The sequence below is a fragment of the Janthinobacterium sp. 61 genome (genome assembly GCF_002846335.1).
Classification (GTDB): Bacteria; Pseudomonadota; Gammaproteobacteria; order Burkholderiales; family Burkholderiaceae_D; genus Janthinobacterium.
Window position 1 is genome coordinate 1,672,640 of the sequence record NZ_PJMQ01000001.1, and the last position, 25,459, is coordinate 1,698,098.

At 60.7% G+C, this 25,459-nt stretch carries 25 protein-coding genes; 16 read left to right on the plus strand and 9 right to left on the minus strand.

The annotated features are described in order from the left end of the window. Positions 1-29 precede the first annotated feature (29 nt). The 3 genes from CLU92_RS07705 (at position 30) to CLU92_RS07715 (ending at position 1,725) form a co-directional block, all read left to right on the plus strand. Positions 30-269, plus strand: a complete 240-nt coding sequence (locus tag CLU92_RS07705; protein ID WP_101481393.1) for a DUF2798 domain-containing protein — start codon at positions 30-32, stop codon at positions 267-269. Between the two features lie 95 nt (positions 270-364). Next, positions 365-769, plus strand: coding sequence for a VOC family protein (locus tag CLU92_RS07710; RefSeq protein ID WP_208327717.1), 405 nt, complete (start codon positions 365-367; stop codon positions 767-769). Positions 770-876: 107 nt separating this feature from the next. Further along, positions 877-1,725, plus strand: a complete 849-nt coding sequence (locus CLU92_RS07715; protein ID WP_166674778.1) for an alpha/beta fold hydrolase — start codon at positions 877-879, stop codon at positions 1,723-1,725. Positions 1,726-1,770: 45 nt separating this feature from the next. Here the strand turns inward: CLU92_RS07715 and CLU92_RS07720 are convergent, their stop codons facing one another. Continuing rightward, on the minus strand, positions 1,771-3,858 hold the full coding sequence (locus CLU92_RS07720) for a 3-hydroxyacyl-CoA dehydrogenase NAD-binding domain-containing protein (protein ID WP_101481396.1): 2,088 nt from the start codon (positions 3,856-3,858) through the stop codon (positions 1,771-1,773). 614 nt (positions 3,859-4,472) lie between these two features. Here CLU92_RS07720 and CLU92_RS07725 point away from each other — a divergent pair. The 4 genes from CLU92_RS07725 to CLU92_RS07740 are packed head-to-tail and all read left to right on the plus strand — an operon-like array spanning position 4,473 to position 9,368. After that, positions 4,473-6,473 carry a PAS domain-containing methyl-accepting chemotaxis protein gene (locus CLU92_RS07725; RefSeq protein ID WP_306821362.1) on the plus strand — a complete coding sequence of 667 codons (2,001 nt, stop codon included), beginning with the start codon at positions 4,473-4,475 and terminating at the stop codon, positions 6,471-6,473. Between the two features lie 3 nt (positions 6,474-6,476). Then, complete coding sequence (locus CLU92_RS07730) at positions 6,477-7,301, plus strand: protein-glutamate O-methyltransferase CheR (protein WP_101481398.1); 825 nt, start codon at positions 6,477-6,479, stop codon at positions 7,299-7,301. Next, on the plus strand, positions 7,298-7,858 hold the full coding sequence (locus CLU92_RS07735) for a chemotaxis protein CheD (protein ID WP_101481399.1): 561 nt from the start codon (positions 7,298-7,300) through the stop codon (positions 7,856-7,858). The genes CLU92_RS07730 and CLU92_RS07735 overlap by 4 nt, the downstream gene beginning before the upstream one ends. Beyond that, on the plus strand, positions 7,845-9,368 hold the full coding sequence (locus CLU92_RS07740; protein WP_101481400.1) for a chemotaxis protein CheW: 1,524 nt from the start codon (positions 7,845-7,847) through the stop codon (positions 9,366-9,368). The genes CLU92_RS07735 and CLU92_RS07740 overlap by 14 nt, the downstream gene beginning before the upstream one ends. A gap of 13 nt (positions 9,369-9,381) precedes the next feature. Here the strand turns inward: CLU92_RS07740 and CLU92_RS07745 are convergent, their stop codons facing one another. Further along, positions 9,382-11,034, minus strand: coding sequence for a 3-(methylthio)propionyl-CoA ligase (locus tag CLU92_RS07745; RefSeq protein WP_101481401.1), 1,653 nt, complete (start codon positions 11,032-11,034; stop codon positions 9,382-9,384). Between the two features lie 252 nt (positions 11,035-11,286). On the opposite strand from CLU92_RS07745, the gene CLU92_RS07750 reads away from it, so the two are divergent. The 7 genes from CLU92_RS07750 to CLU92_RS07780 all read left to right on the plus strand — a co-directional run bounded on the left by CLU92_RS07750 (position 11,287) and on the right by CLU92_RS07780 (position 16,709). After that, entirely contained in the window at positions 11,287-12,765 is a 1,479-nt protein-coding gene (locus CLU92_RS07750) for a YdiU family protein (protein WP_180338454.1), read from the plus strand. 9 nt (positions 12,766-12,774) lie between these two features. Beyond that, positions 12,775-13,176 carry a peptide-methionine (R)-S-oxide reductase MsrB gene (gene msrB, locus CLU92_RS07755; RefSeq protein WP_070218372.1) on the plus strand — a complete coding sequence of 134 codons (402 nt, stop codon included), beginning with the start codon at positions 12,775-12,777 and terminating at the stop codon, positions 13,174-13,176. A gap of 75 nt (positions 13,177-13,251) precedes the next feature. Further along, positions 13,252-13,881, plus strand: a complete 630-nt coding sequence (locus CLU92_RS07760) for a septation protein A (RefSeq protein ID WP_101481402.1) — start codon at positions 13,252-13,254, stop codon at positions 13,879-13,881. Continuing rightward, positions 13,878-14,177 (plus strand): BolA family transcriptional regulator, encoded by a 300-nt coding sequence (locus CLU92_RS07765; protein ID WP_101481403.1) that lies wholly within the window; start codon positions 13,878-13,880, stop codon positions 14,175-14,177. Before CLU92_RS07760 ends, CLU92_RS07765 begins: the two co-directional genes overlap by 4 nt. 112 nt (positions 14,178-14,289) lie before the next feature. Continuing rightward, positions 14,290-15,069 (plus strand): peptidyl-prolyl cis-trans isomerase, encoded by a 780-nt coding sequence (locus tag CLU92_RS07770; RefSeq protein WP_101481404.1) that lies wholly within the window; start codon positions 14,290-14,292, stop codon positions 15,067-15,069. A gap of 117 nt (positions 15,070-15,186) precedes the next feature. After that, positions 15,187-15,963, plus strand: a complete 777-nt coding sequence (locus tag CLU92_RS07775; protein ID WP_070218375.1) for a peptidylprolyl isomerase — start codon at positions 15,187-15,189, stop codon at positions 15,961-15,963. Between the two features lie 65 nt (positions 15,964-16,028). Further along, a complete protein-coding gene (locus CLU92_RS07780) occupies positions 16,029-16,709 on the plus strand; it encodes a DNA alkylation repair protein (protein ID WP_101481405.1) in 681 nt (226 codons plus the stop codon). Here CLU92_RS07780 and CLU92_RS07785 read toward each other — a convergent pair. Beyond that, positions 16,672-17,346, minus strand: coding sequence for a TetR/AcrR family transcriptional regulator (locus tag CLU92_RS07785; RefSeq protein ID WP_101481406.1), 675 nt, complete (start codon positions 17,344-17,346; stop codon positions 16,672-16,674). The genes CLU92_RS07780 and CLU92_RS07785 overlap by 38 nt on opposite strands. A 107-nt stretch (positions 17,347-17,453) precedes the next feature. On the opposite strand from CLU92_RS07785, the gene CLU92_RS07790 reads away from it, so the two are divergent. Further along, positions 17,454-18,158: a DAPG hydrolase family protein gene (locus CLU92_RS07790; RefSeq protein WP_101481407.1), complete on the plus strand. Its 705-nt coding sequence runs from the start codon at positions 17,454-17,456 to the stop codon at positions 18,156-18,158. Between the two features lie 22 nt (positions 18,159-18,180). Here the strand turns inward: CLU92_RS07790 and CLU92_RS28180 are convergent, their stop codons facing one another. Next, the gene (locus CLU92_RS28180) at positions 18,181-19,074 is read right to left on the minus strand and encodes a GNAT family N-acetyltransferase (protein WP_101481408.1); all 894 of its coding nucleotides are present in this window, start codon (positions 19,072-19,074) and stop codon (positions 18,181-18,183) included. A 154-nt stretch (positions 19,075-19,228) separates the two neighbouring features. Here CLU92_RS28180 and CLU92_RS07800 point away from each other — a divergent pair, with 154 nt between their 5' ends. Beyond that, positions 19,229-20,122: a neutral zinc metallopeptidase gene (locus tag CLU92_RS07800; protein WP_101481409.1), complete on the plus strand. Its 894-nt coding sequence runs from the start codon at positions 19,229-19,231 to the stop codon at positions 20,120-20,122. Positions 20,123-20,166: 44 nt separating this feature from the next. Here the strand turns inward: CLU92_RS07800 and CLU92_RS07805 are convergent, their stop codons facing one another. From CLU92_RS07805 to CLU92_RS27440, 5 genes are all read right to left on the minus strand, one after another. Beyond that, on the minus strand, positions 20,167-20,925 hold the full coding sequence (locus CLU92_RS07805) for an ABC transporter substrate-binding protein (RefSeq protein WP_101481410.1): 759 nt from the start codon (positions 20,923-20,925) through the stop codon (positions 20,167-20,169). Further along, complete coding sequence (gene nadC, locus CLU92_RS07810) at positions 20,925-21,791, minus strand: carboxylating nicotinate-nucleotide diphosphorylase (RefSeq protein WP_101481411.1); 867 nt, start codon at positions 21,789-21,791, stop codon at positions 20,925-20,927. The genes CLU92_RS07805 and nadC overlap by 1 nt, the downstream gene beginning before the upstream one ends. After that, positions 21,788-22,921 carry a quinolinate synthase NadA gene (gene nadA / locus CLU92_RS07815; protein ID WP_101481412.1) on the minus strand — a complete coding sequence of 378 codons (1,134 nt, stop codon included), beginning with the start codon at positions 22,919-22,921 and terminating at the stop codon, positions 21,788-21,790. Before nadA ends, nadC begins: the two co-directional genes overlap by 4 nt. A 230-nt stretch (positions 22,922-23,151) precedes the next feature. Continuing rightward, positions 23,152-24,750 (minus strand): ABC-F family ATPase, encoded by a 1,599-nt coding sequence (locus CLU92_RS07820; protein ID WP_071077220.1) that lies wholly within the window; start codon positions 24,748-24,750, stop codon positions 23,152-23,154. Between the two features lie 236 nt (positions 24,751-24,986). Then, positions 24,987-25,277 (minus strand): hypothetical protein, encoded by a 291-nt coding sequence (locus tag CLU92_RS27440; protein ID WP_143452560.1) that lies wholly within the window; start codon positions 25,275-25,277, stop codon positions 24,987-24,989. Between the last annotated feature and the right edge of the window lie 182 nt (positions 25,278-25,459).

Sequence of the window (25,459 nt, forward strand, 5' to 3'; positions counted from 1 at the left end):
CCACATCCTCACAATTTCGAAAGTTCCCCATGTCCGAAGCCCTGCGCCTGCGCTGCGTATTTGCCTTCCTGATGTCGCTGCTCATGACCCTGCTGATGAGCGCCTGGGTCACCTGGCTCAATATCGGCCTGCAAGCAGACTTTCTACCTCGCTGGCGCCATGCGTTCTTTGCCGCCTGGCCCGTGGCCTTCTGCGCCGTGATGCTGTTCGCGCCCCGCGTGCAGCTGATGAGCCGCAGCATCGTGACCCGGCTCGCCCGCTACCCTTAACCGGCAGTTAAGCACTGGCAATATCACTCGGTCACTCACGCCCACGGCTGCCCCGATCCGGGCTATGCTATGGCCGTCCTTGTTCTTACAGTGGAATGCCCATGCTCGATCACGTCTCCCTCACCGTCAGCGATCTGGAACGCGCCGAGCGCTTCTACGACGCCATCTTCGCCGCGCTGGACGTGCCCAAGGTGGGCAGCGACCATGGCCACGCCTGGATAGGCTATGGCGAGCGCAGCGATGCCGAACATCCCGAACGCAGCTATTTTTCCGTGCGCCTGGGGCCGAAGCCCGACGACGCGCCGCGCCGCCATTGCTGCTTCAAGGCCCCCTCACGCGCGGCCGTGGAAGCGTTCTGGCATGCGGGCCTGGCGCACGGCGGCATCGACCTGGGCGCGCCCGGCCTGCGCCACTATCACGCCAGCTATTACGCGGCCTTTTTGTTCGATCCGGACGGCAACCGCATCGAAGCCGTCTGCCACCGCGCCGACGTCGGCTGACAGGACGGGAAATCCGTTTCTGTTCGGCATTTCCACTTCGTGACGATTTGCCTATAATGGCTGGAACGCCATACCGGTCCCCGGTCCCTGCACCAAGAAGGAGATTCATGCATCATTTATTCGTTGGCCGCCCCGCGCGCACCATGCTCCTCTCCAGCGCAGGCTTGCTGCTGGCAGGCTGTTTTTCCGGCTGTTCCCTGCTGCCGTCGTCGCCTGCCACGCCCGGCGTGCCCGCCACGGCTGCCCTGCCCGACGCCAGCATCGCCTACACCCTGAGCGGCCAGGGCGGCTTGCCCGTGGTGTTCCAGTCGGCCATGGGCGACGGCAAGGATGTGTGGGCCAAGGTGGTGCCCGAAGCCGGCAAACAGCACCGCGTACTCGTGTACGACCGTCCCGGCTACGGCGACAGCCGCAAAACCACCACGCCGCGCGATCCCTGCACCATTGCTGCCCAGCAGCGCGCCCTGTTGACACAAGCGGGTCTGAAACCGCCGTATGTGCTGGTGGGCCATGGCTTGGGCGGACTGTACCAGTACGTATATGCCAAGCTGTACCCGCAGGACGTAGCCGGCCTGGTCCTGCTCGATCCCACGCACCCGCAGCAATGGAACCGGACGCAGACGGACGCGTCCACTTACGCCATGCTCGTGAAGACGCGGCGTAAACTCATGTTCAACAGTACGGAATCGGCGGAATTCGATGCACAGACGCAATGCCTGCAACATGTCGACATGAGCAGCCCGCTGCGCGTGCCCGCCATGCTGCTGGTGCGCGACAAGTTCGGCATCGAGGAAATGGGCTCGTTTGAAAACGTGGTGCGGGCCCAGGAAAAAGATTGGCAGCGCCTGTCCGGCGCGCCAGCCATCGAGCGCATCACGGGCGCCGGCTATTACATCCAGAAAGACAACCCCGTCATCGTCAACGAGGCGATCAAGATGGTGGCCAAGAAGAAATAAAAAAAGGGCAGAGAAATCTGCCCTTTTTCATTCAGCGCGCGTGCATCAGCTATTGAAGCCCTTGCCCTCGCCCGCCAGCTTTACCAGCAGCGGCGCCGGAGTCCACGCTTCGCCGTGGCGGCCTTTGGCGTAGCCGGCAATCGCGCCCTGCACGTTCGGCAAGCCTACCGTGTCGGCGTAGAACATGGGGCCGCCGCGGAACAGTGGGAAGCCGTAGCCCGTCAAGTACACCATGTCGATGTCCGAGGCGCGCAAGGCGATGCCCTCTTCCAGGATGCGTGCGCCCTCATTGACCAGCGCGTACACAAGGCGTTCGACGATTTCCTGGTCGCTGATCTTGCGCCGCGCCACGCCGATGTCGGCCGAATGCTGGACGATCATCGCATTGACCTGCTCCGACGGATAGGCTTTGCGGTCGCCCGCCTTGTAGTCATACCAGCCGGCGCCCGCCTTCTGGCCATAGCGTTTCAATTCACACAGCAAATCGGCCGTCTTCGAATACGTCACTTCCGGCTTTTCCACAGTGCGGCGCTTGCGAATGGCCCATCCGATGTCGTTGCCGGCCAGGTCGCCCATGCGGAACGGGCCCATGGCAAAACCGAATTTCTCGGCCGCCTTGTCGACCTGTTCCGGCAGACAGCCTTCTTCCAGCAGGAAGCCGGCCTGCCGGCTGTATTGCTCGATCATGCGGTTACCGATGAAACCGTCGCACACGCCCGAGACGACGCCCGTCTTTTTCAGCTTTTTCGACAGCGCCAGTGCCGTCGCCAGCACGTCCTTGCCCGTTTCCTTGCCACGCACGATTTCCAGCAGCTTCATGACGTTTGCGGGGCTGAAGAAATGCGTGCCGATCACGTCTTGCGGACGCTGGGTAAACGCGGCGATCTTGTCCAGGTCCAGAGTCGAGGTGTTCGAAGCGAGGATGGCGCCCGGCTTCATGACGGCATCGAGCTGCCTGAAGACGGTTTCCTTCACGCCCAGCTCCTCGAAGACGGCTTCGATGACGATGTCGGCTTGCGCAATGTCAGCATACGCCAGCGTGCTGCTGACCAGGGCGATGCGCTGCTCGGCCTTCTCTTGCGTCAGTTTGCCCTTCTTCACCGTGTTCTCGTAATTCTTGCGGATGGTGGCCAGGCCCTTGTCCAGCGCTTCCTGCTGCGTTTCCAATAGCTTGACGGGAATGCCCGCGTTGGCGAAATTCATGGCGATGCCGCCGCCCATGGTGCCGGCACCGACAATCGCCGCGCTGGCGATGCTGCGCACGGGTGTGTCGGCCGGCACGTCGGGCACCTTGCTGGCAACACGCTCGGCGAAGAAGGCATGGCGCAGGGCTTTCGACTCGGGCGACTGCACCAGTTGCATGAACAGCTCGCGCTCGTACTTCAAGCCATCCTCGAACTTCATCGTCACGGCGGCCGCCACGGCATCGACGCATTTCAGCGGCGCGGGGAATGGGCCGGACATGGCTTTCACCGTATTGCGCGAAAACTGCAGGAAGGCTTCATGGTGAGGGTAATCGACCTTGCGCTCGCGCACTTTCGGCAGCGGGCGCACATCAGCCACCTTGGTGGCGAAGGCTACGGCGGCTTTCAGCAAGTCGGCGCCGGGGGCGATGACTTCATCGAACAGGGCCGTGCCGGCCAGTTTTTCGGACGCCACGGGCGTGCCCGAAACGATCATGTTCAAGGCCATTTCCAGGCCCAGCACACGCGGCAGGCGCTGCGTGCCGCCCGCGCCCGGCAAGATGCCGAGCTTGACTTCAGGCAAAGCCATTTGCGCGCCTGGCGCGGCCACGCGGTAGTTGCAGCCCAGCGCCAGCTCCAGGCCGCCGCCCATGCAGACGCTGTGGATGGCCGCCACCACCGGTTTGGTGGATTGTTCGACGACGTTGATCAGGGTGTGCAGTGTCGGTTCCGTGAGCGCCTTGGGCGAATTGAATTCCTTGATATCGGCACCGCCCGAAAAGGCCTTGCCGGCGCCCGTAATGACGATGGCTTTGACGGCCTCGTCCGCCAGCGCCTGGCGGATGCCCGCGACGGCGGCAGTGCGCGTCGCCAGGCCCAGCCCATTGACGGGCGGATTGGCGAGGGTAATGACGGCAACAGCGCCGTTCACTTGATATTCAGCACTCATGTCTCTTCCTTATTGATTTTGCTCAGCGATGAGGTGGTTGCAAGGGATGAAGCTTTACTATACCGCATAAAAGAACGCTCGTATTATTTTTATCTCGACGCGCGCAGCGCCTGTGCCTGTCGTCATGGTACAACATCGCCCACGCCGGCTGGCCGCCCCCTCGGAAAAAAGGGCCAGCAACTATCGATAACATATTCATTTAAATAAATAAAAAACAACAAGTAAAACAGCGTTTTATAATCTGCTGAATATGCCTTCCTATCCATGCGCAGGCCACTGGCGACACTTTCAGCATTATTTATTCAGGGCACTTGTTTTTCTCATGGCGCTGAGGAATAATAAAATTATTGATTCAAATCAATACTCTGCAACTGATTTAATATTATGGAGCAATGGCGCCCGATAACGCCGTGTTCGATTTTGTTATATCGTGCAGATTCTCACCAATTATCACACCCGCCCTTTCCGGGTAATGATGCAAGCGTTTTATATCGTCATTAGCTGTCAGTATTATCGCCACTCCTTTCTCTTCTCACATTGAAGGAAATACTATGGACGCAGCCAGCCATGTCAGCCACTCCCAGGATTTGGACTTACAAGCGATAAATACTGCATTGAACCGTGTCCAGGCCGTCATCGAATTCGAACTCGACGGCACCATCCTGCATGCGAATGACAATTTCCTGCGCGTCCTCGGCTACACCTTGGCCGAAGTGCAAGGCAAGCACCATGCCATTTTCTGCGACGCCGAGTATGTGAAAACGTCCGAATACGCCGACTTCTGGGGCAAACTGGGCCGTGGCGAATTCGACCATGGCGAATACAAGCGCCGTGCCAAGGATGGTCGCGAAGTGTGGATCAACGCTTCCTACAACCCCATCCTCGATGCGGATGGCAAGCCGTATAAAGTCATCAAGTTTGCCACCGACATCACGGCCAGCAAACGCCGCAATGCCGATTACGAAGGCAAGATCGATGCCATCAGCAAGGCCCAGGCCGTGATCGAGTTCCGGCTCGACGGCACCATCCTCGACGCCAACGACAATTTCCTCAAGTCCGTCGGCTACACGCTCGATGAGATCAAGGGCCAGCACCACCGCATGTTTTGCCTGCCCGAATACGCCAGGAGCGACGAGTACGCGCAATTCTGGCATAAGCTGGGACAAGGCCAGTTTGATGCGGGCGAATACAAGCGCCTCACCAAGGATGGCCGCGAAATCTGGCTCAATGCCTCGTACAACCCCATTTTTGACGTGGAAGGCCGGCCCTTCAAGGTGGTCAAGTTCGCCAGCGACGTGACGGCCCTGAAAAAGCGCAACGCCGAATACGAAGGCAAGGTCAGCGCCATCGGCAAGGCGCAGGCCGTGATCGAATTCGACATGCAGGGCAATGTGCTGGACGCGAACGATAATTTCCTCGCCGTCATGGATTACGACTTGAGCGATATCCAGGGCGAGCACCACCGCATGTTCTGCGAGCCCGAGTATGCCAGCAGCGCCGAGTACAAGAAATTCTGGCAAAAGCTCAACCGCGGCGAATTCGATGCGGGACGCTACAAGCGCCTGGGCAACCATGGCAAGGTGGTGTGGATACAGGCCACCTACAACCCCATCCTGGACTTGAACGGTAAGCCGTACAAGGTAGTCAAGTTCGCCATCGACATCAGCGAACAGGTGAACCTGGAAAACAGCATCCAGTCCAAGGCCGCCAACGACAGCCGCAAGGTCAACGCCCTGCTCGATTCGGTGGCGCGCGCTGCGCAAGGCGATCTGACCTGCAATATCGTGCCTGAGGGCGACGAGCCGATCGACCTGCTGGCCGGCGGCATCAGCAAGATGATCGTCGACTTGCGCGGCGTGATCGGCAATGTGGTGTCGGCCGCCAACGGTTTTGCCGACGCCTCGCATACGATTGCCGAACGGGCGACGGGCGTGGCCGTGGGTACGCAGGCGCTGGGCGCCACGGTGGAAGAAATGAACGCCTCCATCGATGGCCTGACCTACTCCATCAATTCCATCGCGGAAAACACTTCGAATGCCGATTTCCTGGCGAAAGCCACGCAGCAGGAAGCGGAAGCGGGCGCGCGCGCCGTCGCCAAGTCAATCGAGGCGATGGACTTGATCAACCGCTCGTCGGAGGACATCGGCGAAATCGTCAAGGTCATCAGCGAAATCGCCAACCAGACGAATATGCTGGCCTTCAATGCCGCCATCGAGGCGGCGCGCGCGGGCGAGCACGGCCTGGGCTTTTCCGTCGTCGCCGACGAAGTGCGCAAGCTGGCCGAACGTTCTTCGCAAGCGACCAAGGAAATCTCCAAGCTGATCAACGAATCCGTCAAGCGCGTCTCGACGGGCAGCGAGATTTCGCGCCAGGCAAGCGATGCCTTCGACAAGATCGTCTCGGGCGTGGCGAAGACCACGCTGGCCATCTCGGATATCTCGAAGGCGGCCAACGAGCAGTTGCTGACGGCGCGTGAAGTGTCCACTGCGATCCAGTACATCGCCGAGGAAACGGAAAAGTCGGCCGCCAACTGCGACAGCATCGCCCGTTCGACGGATGGCTTGAACGAGCGCGCGGGCAGCCTGAACCAGACTGTCTCCGGCTTCGTGGTGTAGGCCATGAGCCACGCGGCCACCTTGACGCCCGAGGTGCTGACGAGCCTGATCGCGCTGGTGCGCGAGCATACGGGCATCGCCATGACCGCGCGCAAGAGCGTCCTGCTGGAACGGCGCTTGCAGCCTCGGCTGCAGGCGCTGCGCCTGCACAGCTACCAGGATTACCTGGACCGCGTCAGCAGCGACCGCGACGAGGTGGCCCATTTCATCGACCTGGTGACCACCAACGACACCCTGTTCTTCCGCACGCCGCAAATCTGGGATTACTTCCGCGACCGCTACCTGCCCGCCTGGGCCCGCGCCCACCCGGACGGCTGCCTGTCCATCTGGTCGGCGGCCGCCGCCAGCGGCGAAGAACTGTATTCGATCGCCATGCTGTGCGAGCAATTCAAGCTGCAAGCGCCCGCTTTCCGCTACCAGATCCTGGCCAGCGACATTTCGCAGCAAATCCTTGGCGCGGCGCGGGCCGGCCAATACAGCGGGCGTTCCGTCGAGCGCATCCGCTTGTCGCACCCGGACTTGCTGCGCAAATATTTCTCGCCTTCGCCGTATGGCGTCAAGGTCAACGAGGACTTGCGGCAGCACGTGAGCTTTGCACAGCATAATTTGCTGGAAGCGCTGCGGCCGGCGCGGCAATTCGACCTGGTCTTCCTGCGCAATGTGCTCATTTATTTCGATGCGGAGCACCAGGAAACCGTGCTGCGCCAGGCCCGCCTGAGCCTCAAGGATGAAGGCCGGCTGATCCTGGGCGAATCGGAAACCATCGCCCGGCTCGGTACCGGCTATCAATTCGAGTTTCCCATGATTTACAAGGCGGGACTGGCATGATCCACACGCACACTCCGGCAGACGCGCCGCCGCTGCAACTGGTTGGCATGGGGCAACTTGGTGTGGGTACGCAGGGCGAGCAGCTGCAAGCCTTGCTCGGCTCCTGCATCGGTATCGGCTTCATCTGGAAGAATGGCCCCTGCTGCGGCCTGGCTCACTGTTTGCTGCCGGAAGCGCCCGGCGCAGACAGCGCCCCAGGCGCCCCGAATGCACGCGCCCTTAATGCACGCTATGTGAGCCAGGCCGTGCCCTCGCTGCTGCGCCTGATGGGCGTGCGCGAAGCCGACTACGCCGATATCGAGGTGGTGCTGGCGGGCGGCGCAAGCATGTTCGGCCCCGACAATGGCCATGGCCGCCTGCAGGTGGGGCGGCAAAACGCGGCAGCGGCGCAAAAATACCTGGACCAGTGCGGCTTGCACCTCAGTTTTTGCGCGCTGGGCGGACGCCACGGGCGCCATTTGCTGATCGACTGCGCCCGGCACAGCTACGCCGTCACCGATGTGGTGGCGCGACCCGGATTGACTCCACGCAAGGAAGGCGTATATGGATATCCATGAAAACCACGAGGGCGGGCGCGACGGCGCCACCGAACTGTTCGGCTCCTTTCACCTGGGCGATGCTGAATTCGCCCTGCCCGCCAGTTGCATCCGCGAAGTGGTGAACTACCCCGCCAAAGTGACCGCCCTGCCCCTGTCGCCCGCGTATCTGGAAGGCATGTTCACTTTGCGCGGCAGCGTCATTCCAGTGGTCAACCTGGGCCGTTTGTTCCGCGCCGATGCGCCGCGCGCCGCGCCCACGGACAAGATCGCCATCCTCGACTTCCAGCAAGTGCTGATCGGCGTCGTCTTCCAGGATACGGGCGAAATCCTGCGCGTCCCCGCCAGCGCGCGCAGCGCCCTGCAGTATGCGGCCGGCGACGCGCACGCCGTCATCGCTGGCACGATCTTGCTCGACGGCGGCGCGCGCCTGCTGCAAATCCTCGACCCGCACGCCCTGCTGCACATTGAAAACGTGCCCCACGTGCTGGCCCTGCAGGCGACAGGCGCCAAGCTGAACACGGCTCGCTACCATGCGCAAAGCGAGCGCCGGCAATGCGTCAGCTTCCATGCGGCCGGGACCACGTTTGCCTTCGAAATGCTGGCCATCCAGGAAATCATCAAGGTGCCCGAACTGCACAGCTCCCTGCTGAATAGCGAGCTGTGCCTGGGACGCATGCATTTTCGCGGCAGCCAGGTGGCCGTCGTGGATTTTGGCGCCCTGCTGCAGGCGGCCGGGTCCGGCAATGCGGCCAAGGCTGCCACGCTGGAGCAGCGCATCATCGTCGTGCGCATTGATGACACCACCATCGGTTTTCTCGTTGACTCCGTCGACAGCATCGTGCATTTCTTTGGCGACGAGGTGCTGCCGATTCCCCTGCTGAGCAAGGCGCGCGCGGCCATGTTCGCCGGCTGCATCACGAAAGACGGTCTGGGCGACATCATTTTTCTCGACCACAAGGGCATCCTGTCGCAGGCGGAGATCGTCGACATGCGCGATGGCCACGCTCGCCTGTATCCGGCCGATACGGCAACGGCAACGGCCGCCACGCGCCAGGCGCAGCGCCGCGTCTACATCACGTTCACGGTGGAAAGCCGCTTCGCTGTGGAAATCGGCCAGGTGCGCGAAATCATCGATTTCAGCAGCGCCATCACCACGCCACCGGGCATGCCGGCCTGTATGCGCGGCCTGCTGAATTTACGCCAGCAAATGATCAGCATCATCGACCTGCGCCAGTTGTACGCGATGCCGGCCTTGCCTGACGAGGGCGCAGGCAAGATTTTGATCGTGGAACGGGGCGCCGAGCGCTACGGCTTCCTCGTCGACCATGTCGACAACATCATGACCATCTCTGACAGCCAGCGCTTTGCGGCGCCACAAATCATCCGCACGGGAGCACATGACGACTTGCGCAGCGAAATGGATGAAATGATCGATATCGGCACGCAGGCGCAGCGCCAGACCCTGTCCGTTTTCCAATGCGATCATTTGCTGGAAAAGCTGGGCTCGGCGCTGCCGCAGGCCGCATGAACGCGCTATAGCACTACATGCCGGGCAGCTGGTGGCCCTTGAACTGCTCGCGCAGCTTGTTCTTCTGGATCTTGCCCGTCGCGCCCATGGGCAGGGCGTCGATGAACAGCACGTCGTCCGGCGTCCACCACTTGGCGATCTTGCCCTCGAAAAACTGCAGCAAGGCTTCGCGCGTGACTGTCATGCCGGGACGCAACACCACGACGAGCACGGGGCGCTCGTCCCATTTCGGGTGGAACACGCCGATGCAGGCCGCCTGCAGCACGGCCGGGTGCGCCATGGCCAGGTTTTCCAGGTCGATGGTGCCTATCCACTCGCCGCCCGACTTGATCACGTCCTTGCTACGGTCCGTGATCTGCATGTAGCCGTCCGCATCGATGGTGGCCACGTCGCCCGTGGGGAACCAGCCATCCTGCAGCACGTCGCCGCCTTCGTTCTTGTAATACGAGGCAATGATCCACGGCCCTTTCACCAGCAAATGGCCATAACTGATGCCATCCCACGGCAACTCCTTGCCATCGTCATCGACGATCTTCATGTCCACGCCGTAGATGGCATGGCCCTGTTTTTGCAGGATCTTGCGCTGCTCGTCCTTCGACAGGTCCAGGTGCTTGGTCTGCAAGCCGCCCGCCGTGCCCAGCGGCGACATTTCCGTCATGCCCCAGGCGTGGATGACTTCGATGTCGAACTTGTCGATCAAGGTATCCATCATGGCCGGCGGGCAAGCCGCGCCGCCGATCACCGTGCGGCGGAAGGTGGAAAATTTCAAGTTATTTTGCAAGGCATGGTTCAGCAAGCCCAGCCAGACGGTGGGCACGCCCGCCGAGAACGTCACTTTTTCCGCCTCGAACAAGTCGTACAGCGATTTGCCATCGAGCGCCGCACCGGGAAACACCATGCGCGCGCCGGACAGGGGCACGGAATACGGCAAGCCCCAGGCATTCACGTGGAACATGGGCACGACGGGAAGCACCGTGTCCGAGGCGCGCACGTTCAGGGCGCTGGGCATGGCCGAGGCATACGCGTGCAGAACGGTCGAGCGGTGCGAGTACAGGGCACCCTTGGGGTTGCCCGTCGTACCGGACGTGTAGCAAAGCGTGGCGGCCGCATTCTCGTCGAACAAGGGCCAGGTGTAATCGTCGGAATGCGTGGCGATCAAGTCTTCATAGCACAGCAGGTCGGGGATGCTGGTACTGGCAGGCATGCGCTCGCGGTCGCACATCAGCACGAAGTGGCGCACAAAAGTGCAGTCGGCGGCGATTTTCTCCACCACAGGCAGGAAGGTCAGATCAAACAGTAAAACCTGGTCTTCTGCGTGATTGGAGATATAGGCGATCTGGTCGGGAAACAGGCGTGGATTGATGGTGTGCAGCACGGCGCCCGAGCCTGACACGGCGTAATAGGCTTCCAGGTGGCGGTAGCCATTCCAGGCCAGGGTGGCGACCCGGTCGCCCATGCCGATGCCGAGGCCGTGCAAGGCGTTCGCCAGGCGGCGCGCGCGCTGGTGGCAATCGCGGTAGGTGTAGCGGTGCATATCGCCCTCCACCCGCCGCGAAATGATTTCGCTGCCTCCATAATGACGCGCTGCAAACTCGATAATGCTGGAAATCAGCAGGGGCTGATTCATCATCTGGCCCATCACTGGACTCAAGGGAAATGCCGACATCGTGTCTCCTGGGCTGGATACTCGGTTATTGTTGAAATTTAAAGACTTTCCCTAGTTTCGTACGGTCGTGCGGAAATCGTCAACGCATTTCGATATTGCAATGCAGCATGGAATTTTTGATTCCGTTTTTTGCCCCGTTCGTAGTCGCCACGGCACCCGACACGGCAGCCTCGCCAGCGCCCGACACGCGCCTTGGCGCCGTGCGGTAAAATCGCATTCCAGGCTGGCGTTACTTGCCGCCATATCTTATTTTTGAATGGAATCGCCATCACCGCTCCTACCTTACCACTGGACAATGCCTTTGCCGCCTTGCCGCCCGCGTTCTATACGCGCTTGATGCCCACGCCCCTGCCCGCCCCGTATTTCGTGGCCGCCAGCGCGCCGGCAGCAAGCCTGGTCGGCCTCGATGCCGCGCGCCTGGCCGAACCCGGCTATGTGGAGTTGCTGATTGGCAATACCGTGGCCGAGCGTTCGCTGCCCCTGTCGGCCGTGTATTCGGGCCACCAGTTCGGCGTCTGGGCCGGCCAGCTGGGTGATGGCCGCGCCATCTTGCTGGGCGATATCGCGACAGAACGCGGCCCGATGGAGCTGCAATTGAAAGGCGCCGGCGCCACGCCGTATTCGCGCATGGGCGACGGACGCGCCGTGCTGCGCTCGTCCATCCGTGAATTCCTCTGCTCGGAAGCCATGGCGGCGCTGGGCATTCCCACCTCGCGCGCGCTGTCCATCATGGGTTCGCAGCAAGGCATCATGCGCGAAACGCTGGAAACGGCGGCCGTCGTGACGCGCATGGCGCCCAGTTTTGTGCGCTTCGGCTCTTTCGAACATTGGTTCTACCGAAAAAAAACGGACGAGCTGAAAATCCTCGCCGATTACGTCATCGATGGCTTTTATCCCCATTTGCGCGCCGCATCAAATCCCTATCAAGCTTTGCTGGCTGAAGTGTGCGTGCGCACGGCGCACATGATCGCGCAATGGCAGGCCGTGGGCTTCATGCATGGCGTGATGAATACGGACAATATGTCGATTTTGGGCCTGACCCTCGATTACGGCCCCTTCGGCTTCATGGAAGCGTTTGACGCCGAGCACATCTGCAACCATACGGACCAGCAAGGTCGCTATTCCTACGCCAACCAGCCGCAGGTGGGCCACTGGAACTGCCATGCGCTGGGCCAGGCGCTGCTGCCGCTGATCGGCAAAGTGGACTCGGCGCAGGCAGCGCTGGACAGCTACCAGGGCGCCTTTGCGGACAAGATGAATGCCTTGCTGCGCGCCAAGCTGGGCTTGCGCACCGTGCAAGAGGAAGATACGGCGCTGTTCGACAGCATGTTTGCGCTGATGCAAGCCAATCACCTGGATTTCACCAACTTCTTCCGCACCCTGTCGACCTTGCAAGTGGCCAGCCCCGAGCATGACACGGCACTGCGCGACATGTTCATCGACCGCCCTGCCTTCGATGCCTGGGCAGTTAGTTACCGCGCGCGCCTGTTGCAAGAAAATAGCGTCGATGCGCAGCGCCAGGCCGCCATGAACCAGGTCAACCCGAAATACGTGCTGCGCAATTACCTGGCGCAAGTCGCCATCGAAAAAGCCCAGCAGCAGGACTATACGGAAGTGACAAAATTACTGGAAATATTGCAAAAGCCATTTGACGAACAGCCCGAACACCAGCACTATGCGGCCCTGCCGCCCGACTGGGCCAGCCACCTTGAAGTCAGTTGCTCATCCTGAGGAGTCATTATGACCACCAATAAAGTCAAAAAAACCGACGCCGAATGGCGCGCCATGCTCGACTCGATGCAATACGAAGTCACGCGCCACGCGGCCACGGAACGCGCCTTCACAGGCAAGTTCTGGGACCACCATGAACACGGCATCTATACCTGCGTCTGCTGCAACACGCCCCTGTTCGCTTCGGATACGAAGTTCGATTCGGGTTGCGGCTGGCCCAGCTATTTCCAGGCCCTGGACCCGGCCAACGTGACGGAGATTGTCGACCGCAGCCACGGCATGGTGCGCACGGAAATCGTCTGCGCCGTCTGCGACGCCCACCTGGGCCACGTCTTTCCGGATGGCCCGCCGCCGACCGGCTTGCGCTATTGCATCAATTCGGCTTCCCTGCGCTTCGATCCGCAGCCTTGATGGCGGCGATGGCTTGGGCGTTGCTCCTAAGCCATTCCTAAGATGATTCTAATAAGACCAGTGTAAAGTCTCGCCATGAAATTTCTATTCGACCTATTCCCCCTGATCGCCTTCTTTGCCGCCTTCAAGCTGGGCGGCATGTATGAAGCGGCCACGCACGATTTCGTGCAGCAATATTTGTCCGGCTTCGTGTCTGGCGGCCTGATCAAGGCAGACCAGGCGCCGTGGATACTCGCCACCCTGGTCGGCATCGTCGCCACCGCCTGCCAGGTCAGCTATCTGCTGCTGCGCGGCCGCAAGGTCGACGGCATGCTGTGGCTGTCGCTGTTCATCTTTGTGGTGTTCGGCGGCGCCAGCATTTACCTGCATGACGATTTCTTCCTGAAATGGAAGCCGACCCTGATCTACTGGCTGTCCGGCCTGGCCCTGCTGATTGCCCATGTGGGTTTCAAGAAAAACCTGATCCGCAAAACCATGGAAGCGCAAGTGCAACTGCCCGATGCCGTCTGGAACCAGTTGCTGGCCGCCTGGATCATCTTCTTTGGCGTCATCGGCGCACTGAACCTGTTCGTGGCCTTCGTGCTCTACAAGGGCGACATGGCCGCCTGGGTCAGCTTTAAAGCGTTTGGCGCGACGGGCATTTTCTTTGCCTTCATCGTGGCGCAAACCCTGTTCCTGGCCAAACATATCAAGGAAGACGCATGAACACCACCATTGTCAACGCTGCGCCGGAAACGCGTATGGAACGCATTCGTACCCGCCTGGAAACGGCACTTTCTCCTCTGGAATGCGTGCTGGAAGATGACTCGGCGCGTCACCGGGGCCATGCGGGCGCCGCCTCTGGCGGAGGCCACTACAATCTACGCATTATTTCTAGTCAATTTGAGGGGCTCAGGCTCGTCATGCGCCATCGACTGGTGTATGATTCCGTGCACGATATGATGCATAATGAGATACATGCATTGGCGATTGTGGCTCTGGCGCCGTCCGAAGTAGTGTAAGGATGGCGTTTTGGCGTACCGGGGCAACTTGGTATGCCGCTTGCCGCAAGCGCCATGCACGCGTTTTCTTTCCATGCGTTTTTTACGAAACTTTCCCTAACAGGATTTAATAATGACTTTTAAGCCAGCCCGCTTGCTGATTGCACTACTCGCCGTTGTCGCGGTACCTGTTTTTGCGCAAAATGTTGCCGTTGTTAATGGCAAGCCTATCCCATCGTCGCGCGTTGATGCAGTCGTCAAGCAAGTCGTCGCCCAAGGCCAGCAACCGGATTCGCCGCAATTGCGCGAAATGATCAAGAAGGACTTGATCGGCCGTGAAGTGCTGATGCAAGAAGCGGAAAACAAAGGTTTCGGTAAAGATGCAGCAGTCAAGCAACAAATCGAGAACGCACGCCAGGCCATCGTCATCAATGCCCTGGTCGGCGACTACCTGAAAAAGAACCCTGTCAACGACGCTGAAATCAAGGCGGAATATGACAAGTTCGTAGCCCAGACCGGCGACAAGGAATACCACGTGCGCCATATCCTGGTGGGCACCGAAGCTGAAGCGAAAGACATCATCGCCAAGCTGAAAGGCGGCGCCAAATTTGAAGATCTGGCCAAGCAATCGAAAGATGCCGGCTCGGCCGACAATGGCGGCGACCTGGACTGGGCAGCGCCATCGTCCTTCCCGAAAGTCTTCTCCGACGCCTTCGTGAAACTGCAAAAAGGCCAGGTCACCGACACCCCGGTGCAAACGCCTAACGGTTTCCACGTGATCAAGCTGGACGACACCCGCGCGGCAAAACTGCCAACCCTGGAAGAAGTCAAGCCACAGATCGCCGAAGCGCTGCAGCAAAAGAAACTGCAAGCATATCAGGAAGAAATGGTCAAAAAAGCAAAAGTTCAGTAAGAACTGACCTCCCCGGCGCCCTTTTCGGCGCCGGTCGTGTATTCTGCGCCTGAATGTGCACTGCATGGCAGTCGCGATCTTTTGTACCAGTTTTTTGTATACTTATTAGGAATGAACATGATTTTGAAGCCAGCCCGCCTGATCTTAGCCCTGGTCGCCGTTGTAGCGATCCCTGCGTTCGCGCAAAACGTCGCCACCGTGAATGGCAAGGCCATCCCATCGTCGCGCGTTGACCAGGTCGTCAAGCAAGTCGTCGCCCAAGGCAAGCAAGCCGATTCGCCGCAATTGCGCGAAGCCATCAAGAAAGACCTGATCGGCCGTGAAGTGCTGATCCAGGAAGCCGACAAGCAAGGCTACGGCACACGTCCGGAAGTCAAGTCGCAGATCGACAATGCCCGTCAAAGCATCATCATCAATGCCCTGCTGGCCGACTACGTCAAGAAAAACCCTGTCAAGGACGCTGAAATCAAGGCCGAGTACGACAAGTTCAAGGCGCAAGCCGGCGACAAGGAATACCATGCACGCCACATCCTGGTGGCCACCGAAGCCGAAGCGAAAGACATCATCGCCAAGCTGAAAGGCGGCGCCAAGTTCGAAGAACTGGCGAAAGTATCGAAAGACGGTTCCGCAGCCAATGGCGGCGACCTGGACTGGGCTAGCCCAGCGTCGTACGTGAAGCCATTCTCCGACGCCATGGTTGCCCTGAAACCAGGCCAGATCACGCAAACGCCAGTGCAATCGCAATTCGGCTTCCACGTGATCAAACTGGAAGAAACCCGTCCGACGAAGCTGCCGGCACTGGAAGAAGTCAAGGGTCAAGTGGCGGAGTCGCTGCAACAGAAGAAACTTGCCGCCTACCGCGACGAGTTGATGAAGAAGGCAAAAATCCAATAATATTGGATGAGCATGAAAGGCGCTCCACGGAGCGCTTTTTTTACGCCTGAAAAAAGCGAGTTGCAATGGATCTACATGCAGAACTGAAGGCCGCGCTGGAAACGGCCGCCGACCCGGCTCGTGCCGCGCCCATGCAGGCCTATATGCGCGGCCAGTTCATTTTCCTGGGCGTGGCCGCGCCGCAGCGGCGGCTGGCAGCCAGGGACTTGCTCGCGGGCTTGAAAGGCGTGGGAGCCGATGCCTTGCTGGAACATGCACAACTGCTGTGGCAACAGCCAGAGCGCGAATACCAGCACGTGGCGCTCGACATGCTGGGTCTGCACCGACGCCAGCTGGGCATCGGGCACATCCCCGCCCTGCTGGCACTGGCACGCCAGCGGGCGTGGTGGGATAGCGTCGACGGGATGGCCGGCATCGTCGGCGACGTGCTGCAGGCGGAACTGCAGCATGGCGGCGATGTCCATGCGCATATGGTCCCGGCCTTGCACCACGAAGACTTCTGGCTGCGCCGCATCGCCCTCCTGCACCAGCTGGGCTGGCGCGGCGATACGGATGCCGGCTGGCTGTTCGACGCGGCCCTGGCGCTGGCCCAGGAGGACGAATTTTTCATCCGCAAGGCCATCGGCTGGGCCTTGCGCGATTACGCGCGCCACGCGCCCGAGGCCGTGACGGCGTTTGCCAACGCGCACCGCCAGCTGCTATCACCGCTCAGCTACCGCGAAGCGCTGAAGCACCAGCCACCTTGAACGCCTGCCCAACAAGCAATCGCAGCGCCGCATCGATGCGCGGCGCGGCATCCCAGGCCGGCACGGGCGCCAGCAAGCCCAGCGCCATCTGCCGCAACGGCTCGGCGATCACTATGGCCAGCAGCAGGCCGGCCAGTTCCGGCGCATTGCCGGTCACCACGTGGCCGCGCGCGGCCTGGCGCTGCAGCCACTCGGCCAGCAGGGCCGTGCCCCGCTCGATGCCATTGCGCTGATACACAGCCAGTAAATCCGTGCGGGCGGGAAAGTCCGTGCACAGCAGGCGGAACAGGCCCACGGCATCCGCCGTCAACACGCGCGCCGCCATCGCCTGCAATATTTCCCTCAATAGCGGCAAGACCTCGCCGGGCGCGGCCGCATCGTGCGCCATGGCCGGCAGGAAGGCGTCCGTCCAGCCGCGCACCACCAGCGCCACCAGATCTTCGCGGTTGGCCGCATATTGGTACAGCGATTTCTTTGCCATGCCCGCGTGGCGCGCCACCGCCTCCATGGTCGTGGCCGCATAACCTTCGTGCAACAGCAGCCAGGTGGCCGCCTGCACGGCCGCCTCGCGTGCTTCCTCGGGTGGGCGCGCCGGACGGCCCCGTCCACGCATGGCCTTGCCTTCTTCTTCCTGCATGCCGACTCCAAACTTGATCGATGGGCAATTCTACACCGAAACATATTTAGGAAACGTAGTGCGTTTCTTTAATATATAATTGTCTCACCCTAACAAAGGAGAACGACATGACGAACAACGCGCATATTGAATTGCCATGGAGCATCACTACGACGGGCGACTTGCTCGACCCGTTTCCCCTGCATCTGGAAACGGGCATCACGCGCCTGGACGATGGCTGCCTGCTGGTGGCCGCGCGCACGGAGCTGCACGGCTGCAGCGGGCGCATGCTGGACTGGTGGTTTACGTTTTTTGAAACGACGCAGCACATCAAGTGGTGGCACCCGCACGATCACGTGGCCCATCACGGCTGGAACAGCGCGTGGAAAAAAGGAGAGAGTTACTACGGCGCCTCGATCGAGGCGGTGGAATCCCTAGGCGACATTCCGCCCGTGAAAGCCAAGCTGAAGTTCCATGATCCAAAAGACGTGTTTGATCCGCTGCAATTGCAACTGGCCAGGGATAGCGGTGCCCTGTCGGCCGCCATCTGCGCGCGCATCGGCTTTGGCGAGCATGTGCAGCTTGATCCGCAGGGCGACCCGCTCGACGGCGAAATGCTGCATTTGACACGCGACACGCCCACGGGCTGCGTGCTGCGCAGCCGCTTCCTGCTGGGCCGTAACAGCCTCGATCCCGTGCGCGACGTACCCGACGTACTGGGCCTGAATTTGCTGCGCCATTGCTACAGCGAATTTACCTATCTGTCGCGCTTCCTGCCCTCGCTGTATTATGGCGAGCATGCCAACGGAGAAAAGGCGCCGCTGCCCTGGTAAAACCTTGCAGCCAAGGCGCCCCTTACAGCCGCTTGTGCATGCGCGCCAGCGGCAGTTTGATGTCACCAGGCAAGTCGAGGTAGAAATCTTCCGTGACGGAGAAGCCGCTGGCCAGGTACAGCGGCACGCCGGGCAAGGTGGCGGCCAGTTCCAGCGCAGTGAAACCAGCGGCCAGCGCCTGCCGTTCGCAATAACGCATCAGCATGCTGCCCAGGCCCTGGCGCGCACTAGCCGGCTCGACAAAGAAGGCGCGGATGCGGCCCGGCTGGCAGGCCGGGTCGAGCAGCGGGTCCGGTCCGCTCTTCGCGCGGTCGGCGCCGTACAGGGTGGCGCGCTGGCTCCAGCCGCCACAGGCCAGGATGGCACCGTCGCGCTCGATCACGAAATACGTCCGGTCGGCAACGAGCTGCGTATCGACGCCGAACACATGGCGCGTCACGGCTTCGGCCTGCTCTTCACTGTAAAACCCCGCGCTCAGCACCACGCCGGAACGGGCGATCAGCGCATTCATGGCGGGCACGTCGGACGGCAGCGCCACGCGCAAGCTGGTCAGGGCGCCAAAGCTGAACCAGGCACGCGCGATACGTCCCTGCTCCACCTCATATGTCGCCACCAGTTCCTGCGCGGAAACACCGTCTGGCGTGTCGCCATGGACGATTTCATGGTCGATCACCAGCTTGCCGCAAGCGATACGGTTGAGCAACTGCGCCCGCGGTTTGCTGGCCGCGAATCGGGCTGCGAAACGGGGGCCGATCTGCGCGCCACCTTGGGCCAGCAAGGTAGCCGGGTGCTGGAATTGCTGTGCGTCATCGGCATAGATCGCCAGCAAGGCCGCCACATCGTGGGCATTGTAGGCGTCCAGTTGGGCCTGGACCACCGCGACGGGAGAAATGCGTGTATCGTTGGCAAGCGCCATGCGTATACCTGTTATGGAATGGGTGGAAAGTTGCAAAGGGTAACATTGTCGCCCCTGTCGCGGCGCAATTTACTGCGATAATAACAAGATTCGTCGCACGAACTATATTCAGGCGTCACCAATCAATCGCACAATCGCAGCAGGAGTAAAGATCATGAAATGGGAAGGCAATCGCGAAAGCGACAATGTGGAGGATCGCCGTGGCGAAGATGGCGGCGGGGGCGGCGGTGGGGGTGGCTTCGGCTTTGGCGGGCGTTCTATCGGCATCGGCACCATCGTCATCGCCCTCGTCGGCTCGTATGTGCTGGGCGTCAACCCCCTGACCTTGCTCAACCTGCTCAGCGGCGGTGGCGGCCAGGTCAGCACCCAGCAAAGCCAGGCGCCCGCGCGCCAGCCGCCCGAATCGGACGACATGGCCCGCTTCGTGAAAACCGTGCTGGCCGATACGGAAGACACCTGGGGCGCGCTGTTCAAGGCCGAAGGCGGCAGCTACGTGAAACCGAAGCTGGTGTTGTTTTCAGGCAGCATCCCCACAGCCTGCGGCACGGGCCAGAGCGCCAGCGGCCCCTTCTATTGCCCCGGCGACCAGAAAGTCTACCTGGACCTGGACTTCTTTAAGCTGATGCAGCAGCGCTTCAAGGTCTCGGGCGAATTTGCCGAAGCCTATGTGATCGCCCATGAAGTGGGCCACCACGTACAGAACCTGCTGGGCTTATCCGAAAAGGTCGATAATGCGCGCCGCACGCAATCGGAGCGCCAGGCCAACGCCATGTCCGTGCGCCTGGAATTGCAGGCCGACTGCTTTGCCGGCGTGTGGGCATTCCACGCGAACCAGGACCGCAAAATCCTGGAACAGGGCGACGTGGAAGCGGCCCTGAAAGCGGCCACGGCCATCGGCGACGATGCCTTGCAGCGCCAGTCGCAAGGCCATGTCGTGCCTGACTCGTTTACGCACGGCACCTCGGAACAGCGCGTGCGCTGGTTCAGCAAGGGCATCGAGGGCGGCCAGATTTCCCAGTGCAACACGTTTGAGGCGCGTCAACTGTAAATGAAATCCACGCATGCCGCCCTGCGGGACGGCATGCGCATCCATCAGGGCACGCTGACCTCGTAGCGCTTGCCCAGCCGTTTCAGTTCGCCCGTCTCGATCAGCTTATTCAATTCCTGATCAAACTGCAGGCGCAGCTTGTCGAAGGCAGGGGAACGGGGGAAGACGAAATAGCCGTTTTGTACTTCGATGACTTTGGGTAAAGGTTTCACTTGGCGGCCATAGCCCAGGCGGGCGATCACTGGGTCGGTATTGCGGCGGTTGCTGACGAACACGTCCACGTGATTGTGCACCAGCATCTTCAAGCCATTTTCCACATTGTTGGCCACGCTGACCTGCAAGCCTGGCCGCATGCGCTCCCAGTCCGCACCATACGCCCAACCGTTCAGCAGCACTACTCTGCGGCTCTTGAGCACCGCGTCATCGCCATCCCAGCCAAAGCTGGCGTCCTGGCGCGTATAAAAGACCATCTGGTCCTGGTAAAACGGCTTGTCGGAAAACCCCATGCTGGCGATGCGCTCGGGCGTCTTGTAGGGACCGATCAGGATATCGGCCTGGCCCTGCACCAGCATGGCTTGTGCGCGCGCCCACGGCACCATGCGAAAACGCACGGTGTTACCGGTGCGCGCCGCCATCAGGCGCAGCAGTTCCACGCCCAGTCCGTCATACTCGCCACTCTCCTGGTATTCGAACACGCGCGCGAACTGCGCGCCCACGGCCAGCAGTTCGCGCGCTTGCAGTGGCAAGGTGAATGCCGGCCACAGCAGCGCCAGGGCAAGCAAGCGCCGCCCTGCTCTGTTCATCAGCCGACGATGCGCAAGGAGTAATCGGTAGCCCGCACATCCTTGGTCAGGCTGCCAATCGAGATACGATCCACGCCCGTTTCGGCGATAGCACGCACGGTATCGACATTGATGCCGCCCGACGCTTCCAGCAAGGCGCGGCCATTCGTCAAGGCCACGGCTTCGCGCATCATGTCGTTGCTGAAGTTATCGAGCAAGACGGAGACGGCGCCCGCGTCCAGCGCTTCCTGCAATTGCGCCAGGGTTTCCACCTCGATCTGCACGGGCACGCCAGCGTCGAGGTTGCGCGCGTTTTCCAGGGCCTGGCTGACGCCACCTGCGGCCGCGATATGGTTTTCCTTGATCAGGATGCCATCGTACAGGGCCAGGCGCTGGTTCTTGCCGCCGCCGACGCGCACCGCATACTTTTGCGCCAGGCGCAGGCCAGGCAGGGTCTTGCGCGTATCGAGGATGGCGGCCTTGGTGCCGGCGACCACATCGACATATTGGCGCGTGGCCGTGGCGACAGCCGACAGCAGTTGCAGGAAATTGAGGGCGCTGCGTTCGGCCGTGAGCAAGGCGCGCGCGGGCGCCTGGATCGTGCAGACGACGCTGTCGGCCGTCATCATGTCGCCTTCGGCGTAATGCCAGACGATATCGATGCTGCGGTCCAGGCTTTTCATGATGCCTTCGAACCACGGTGCGCCGCACAGCACGGCTGCTTCGCGCACGATGACACGGGCAGTGACGATATGGTCGGGCGGCACCAGTTCGCCCGTCAGGTCGCACTGGCCCACGTCTTCCAGCAAGGCGGCCAGCAAATTGCCTTCGAACGCGCGCGCCAGGGCCGGATCGAAGGGGGCGAAAGAATTAACGAGGGTACTCATGCTGGACCGATTCCTTGGAACAATGTGGTTTCTTTTGCCAGGTCCGCGCCTGGCTTGAGGCCCGCCTTCTTGGCGGCGGCGAAGTCGAGCATGCGATTGATCGAGCGCACGGCCAGCTGGCCGACGGCGGGATCGACGTGGATTTCGTTGTGCATGTTTTCCAGCGTTTCCGCCAGGTTCAGCAAGCCATTCATGGCCATCCACGGACAGTGCGCGCAGCTCTTGCACGTGGCGCTGTTGCCGGCCGTGGGCGCTTCGATGAAGCACTTGCCCGGAGCGGCCGCACGCATCTTGTGCAAGATGCCATTGTCGGTGGCGACGATGAAGGTATCCGTATCCATGGTTTGCGCTGCCGCAATCATTTGCGACGTCGAACCGACCATGTCGGCCAGCGCCACCACGTTCGCGGGCGACTCCGGATGCACGAGCACCTTGGCCTGCGGATACTCTTCCTTGAGCAAATCGAGTTCTATGCCCTTGAATTCGTCGTGCACGAGGCAGCTACCCTGCCACAGCAGCATGTCGGCGCCCGTTTCCTTCTGGATATACGAACCCAGGTGTTTATCGGGCGCCCACAGGATTTTCTTGCCCTGCGCATGCAAGTGGGCAACGATGTCGAGGCCGATGGACGACGTCACCATCCAGTCCGCGCGCGCCTTGACCGCGGCGCTGGTGTTGGCGTAAACCACCACCGTGCGATCCGGATGGGCGTCGCAGAAGGCCGTGAATTCGTCCACCGGGCAACCGAGATCGAGCGAACAGGTCGCGTCGAGGTCGGGCATCAGCACGGTTTTCTCGGGACTGAGGATTTTTGCCGTTTCGCCCATGAAGCGCACGCCGGCCACGACCAGGGTCTTGGCCGGATGGTCGCGCCCGAAGCGGGCCATTTCCAGGGAATCGGAGACGCAGCCCCCCGTGGCTTCGGCCAGATCTTGCAGGTCGGCATCAACGTAGTAGTGGGCAACGAGCACGGCTTCGCGCTCGATCAGCAGGCGCTTGATGCGCGTGATCAGTTCGGCTTTTTCAGCCGGGGAAGGCGTCGCTGGCGTGCGTGCCCAGGCGTGGGCAGTGCAGCTGGCTCCGTCTTGTGGGTGTTCATACTCGACGGATTTGATGGCTAAAGTTTGCATGGCTGTGTCAAACAAAAACGGGATAGACCGGCACAAACGCAATGAAGCTGGTGCGCCGGAACGAAAAAACCGCGGCGCGTCGGTGTGGTGCTGGTGGCTGGCGTTGTAATGTCGGATTACGCTGCGCTAATCCGACCTACGCGACCTACGCGACCAACCCGGGCAACTCACCCTGACGTAGGTCGGATTAGCGCACAGCGCGTAATCCGACGCAACGTTACCCTACATAATTAATCAATCCCTTGGCTTCTGAGGTAATCCTCATAGTTGCCGCGGTAGTCGACCACTTCATCTTCCTTGATCTCGATGATGCGATTGGCCAGCGAGGACACAAATTCGCGGTCATGCGACACGAAGATCAGGGTGCCTGCGTATTTTTCCAGCGCGATGTTCAAGGACTCGATCGATTCCATGTCCATGTGGTTGGTCGGTTCATCGAGCATCAGCACGTTGTGGCGGCCCAGCATCAGCTTGCCGTACATCATGCGGCCCTTTTCACCACCGGACAGTACCTTGACGGCCTTTTTTACATCGTCGCCGCCGAACAGCAAGCGGCCCAGGATGGAACGCACGGCCTGGTCGTCATCGCCCTCTTTCGTCCACTGGCCGATCCAGTCGGTCAGGTTCGTGTCCTTGGCAAAATCTTCCGTCGGGTCTTGCGGCATGTAACCCACGTTGGCGTTTTCCGCCCACTTCACGCGGCCTTGATCAGGCTGCAAGCCGGCGATGTCGCCAGCGATGCAGCGCAGCATGGTGGTCTTGCCGGCGCCGTTGGCGCCGATGATGGCGATGCGTTCGCCCGCCTCGACCATGATGCTGAAATTCTTGAACAGCTGGCGGTCAAAGCCTTTCGAGATATTCTCGACTTCCACGGCCAGGCGGTGCAATTTCTTTTCGCCGTCGAAACGCACGAAGGGATAGGCGCGCGACGATGGCTTGATGTCGTCGACCTTGATCTTTTCGATCTGCTTGGCGCGCGACGTGGCCTGGCGGGCCTTCGATTTGTTCGCGGCGAAGCGGCGCACGAATTCCTGCAGCTCGGCAACCTTGTCTTTCGCTTTCGCATTGTTGGCCAGCTGCTGGTTGCGCGCCTGGGTCGAAGCGAACATGTATTCGTCGTAGTTGCCTGGATAAATCTTCAGGGTGCCGTAGTCCATATCGGCCACGTGGGTGCACACCTGGTTCAGGAAGTGGCGATCATGGGAAATGATGATCATGGTGGAGTTGCGCTCGTTGAGCACGTCTTCCAGCCAGCGAATCGTGTTGATATCCAGGTTATTCGTCGGCTCGTCGAGCAGCAGGATGTCCGGGTTCGAGAACAGCGCCTGCGCCAGCAGCACGCGCAGCTTCCAGCCTGGCGAGACATTGCTCATCGGGCCTTGATGCAGCTCGATGGCGACACCGGCGCCCAGCAGCAGTTCACCCGCGCGCGATTCGGCCGTGTAGCCGTCGTATTCGGAGACTTTGCCTTCCAGATCGGCCGCCTGCATGTAGTCGTCGTCCGTTGCTTCCGGATTCGCGTAGATCGCGTCGCGTTGCTGGATGGCGGCCCACATTTCCGTGTGGCCCATCATGACCACGTCGAGGACGCGCATGTCTTCAAAGGCAAATTGGTCCTGGCGCAGCTTGCCCAGGCGTTCGTTGGTATCGAGCATGACATTGCCGCCCGACGGGTCCAGGTCGCCGCCCAGGATCTTCATGAACGTCGATTTGCCGCAGCCGTTCGCGCCGATCAAACCATAGCGGTTGCCGTCGCCGAACTTGACGGAGATATTCTCAAACAATGGCTTGGCGCCAAACTGCATCGTAATATTTGCGGTTGAAAGCATGTGATATTAGGTCTTTATTCAGTTAAAACAGCTAGTTATGTACTTTTCTCCCATTATACAGCACCCACCATGAACCACTGTATAACACCCCCTAAAACAATGACTTACGGCTGTATATTCGACGATTTCTAACGCGCAAGTTCGCGTACTGGTCGGTATCCAGTAGCATCACCATGCGCTTTTCATCGTCGGCTTGTGGAAGCGCTGCATCAGCGGGTACCCGTCGCCGTTAATCGTCAGCATCGAAAACGACAGCAGCTGATCAGCCGGCCGATATTCCCATCTCCCGGCGATGGCCACCGGCCCACCATCGGCGCGCTCGATGCGACATTGCACAGGCTTGCCGGTTTCGCAGTTGCACTCGAAAAATTGGCGGCCGGAATGATGCAGAACTGCTTGCGTTTCCAGTCGCTGCGGAAAGGTAGGTCCCTGACCACTATCTCGGTGCGTGCGCTGTAGATCTGGCGGACCATCTTGAGGTTGGCCCAGTGAGGCACAAAACCAAACATGGCTGAAGCGATTTCCATCTCACCACACATCCGGCTCCGGGACGCTTGCGGCCTGATTGCCATCGACGCCCAGGCGATTTACTATTGGTCAACATTCTAGGCCGCCACCAGGTCTTTTAAGGCCGCCCCTGCGGATTCGACGTGGCGGCACCCACGATCCCTATTGTCAAGTTTAGTACTGAAACGCAAGCGGTGTTGGC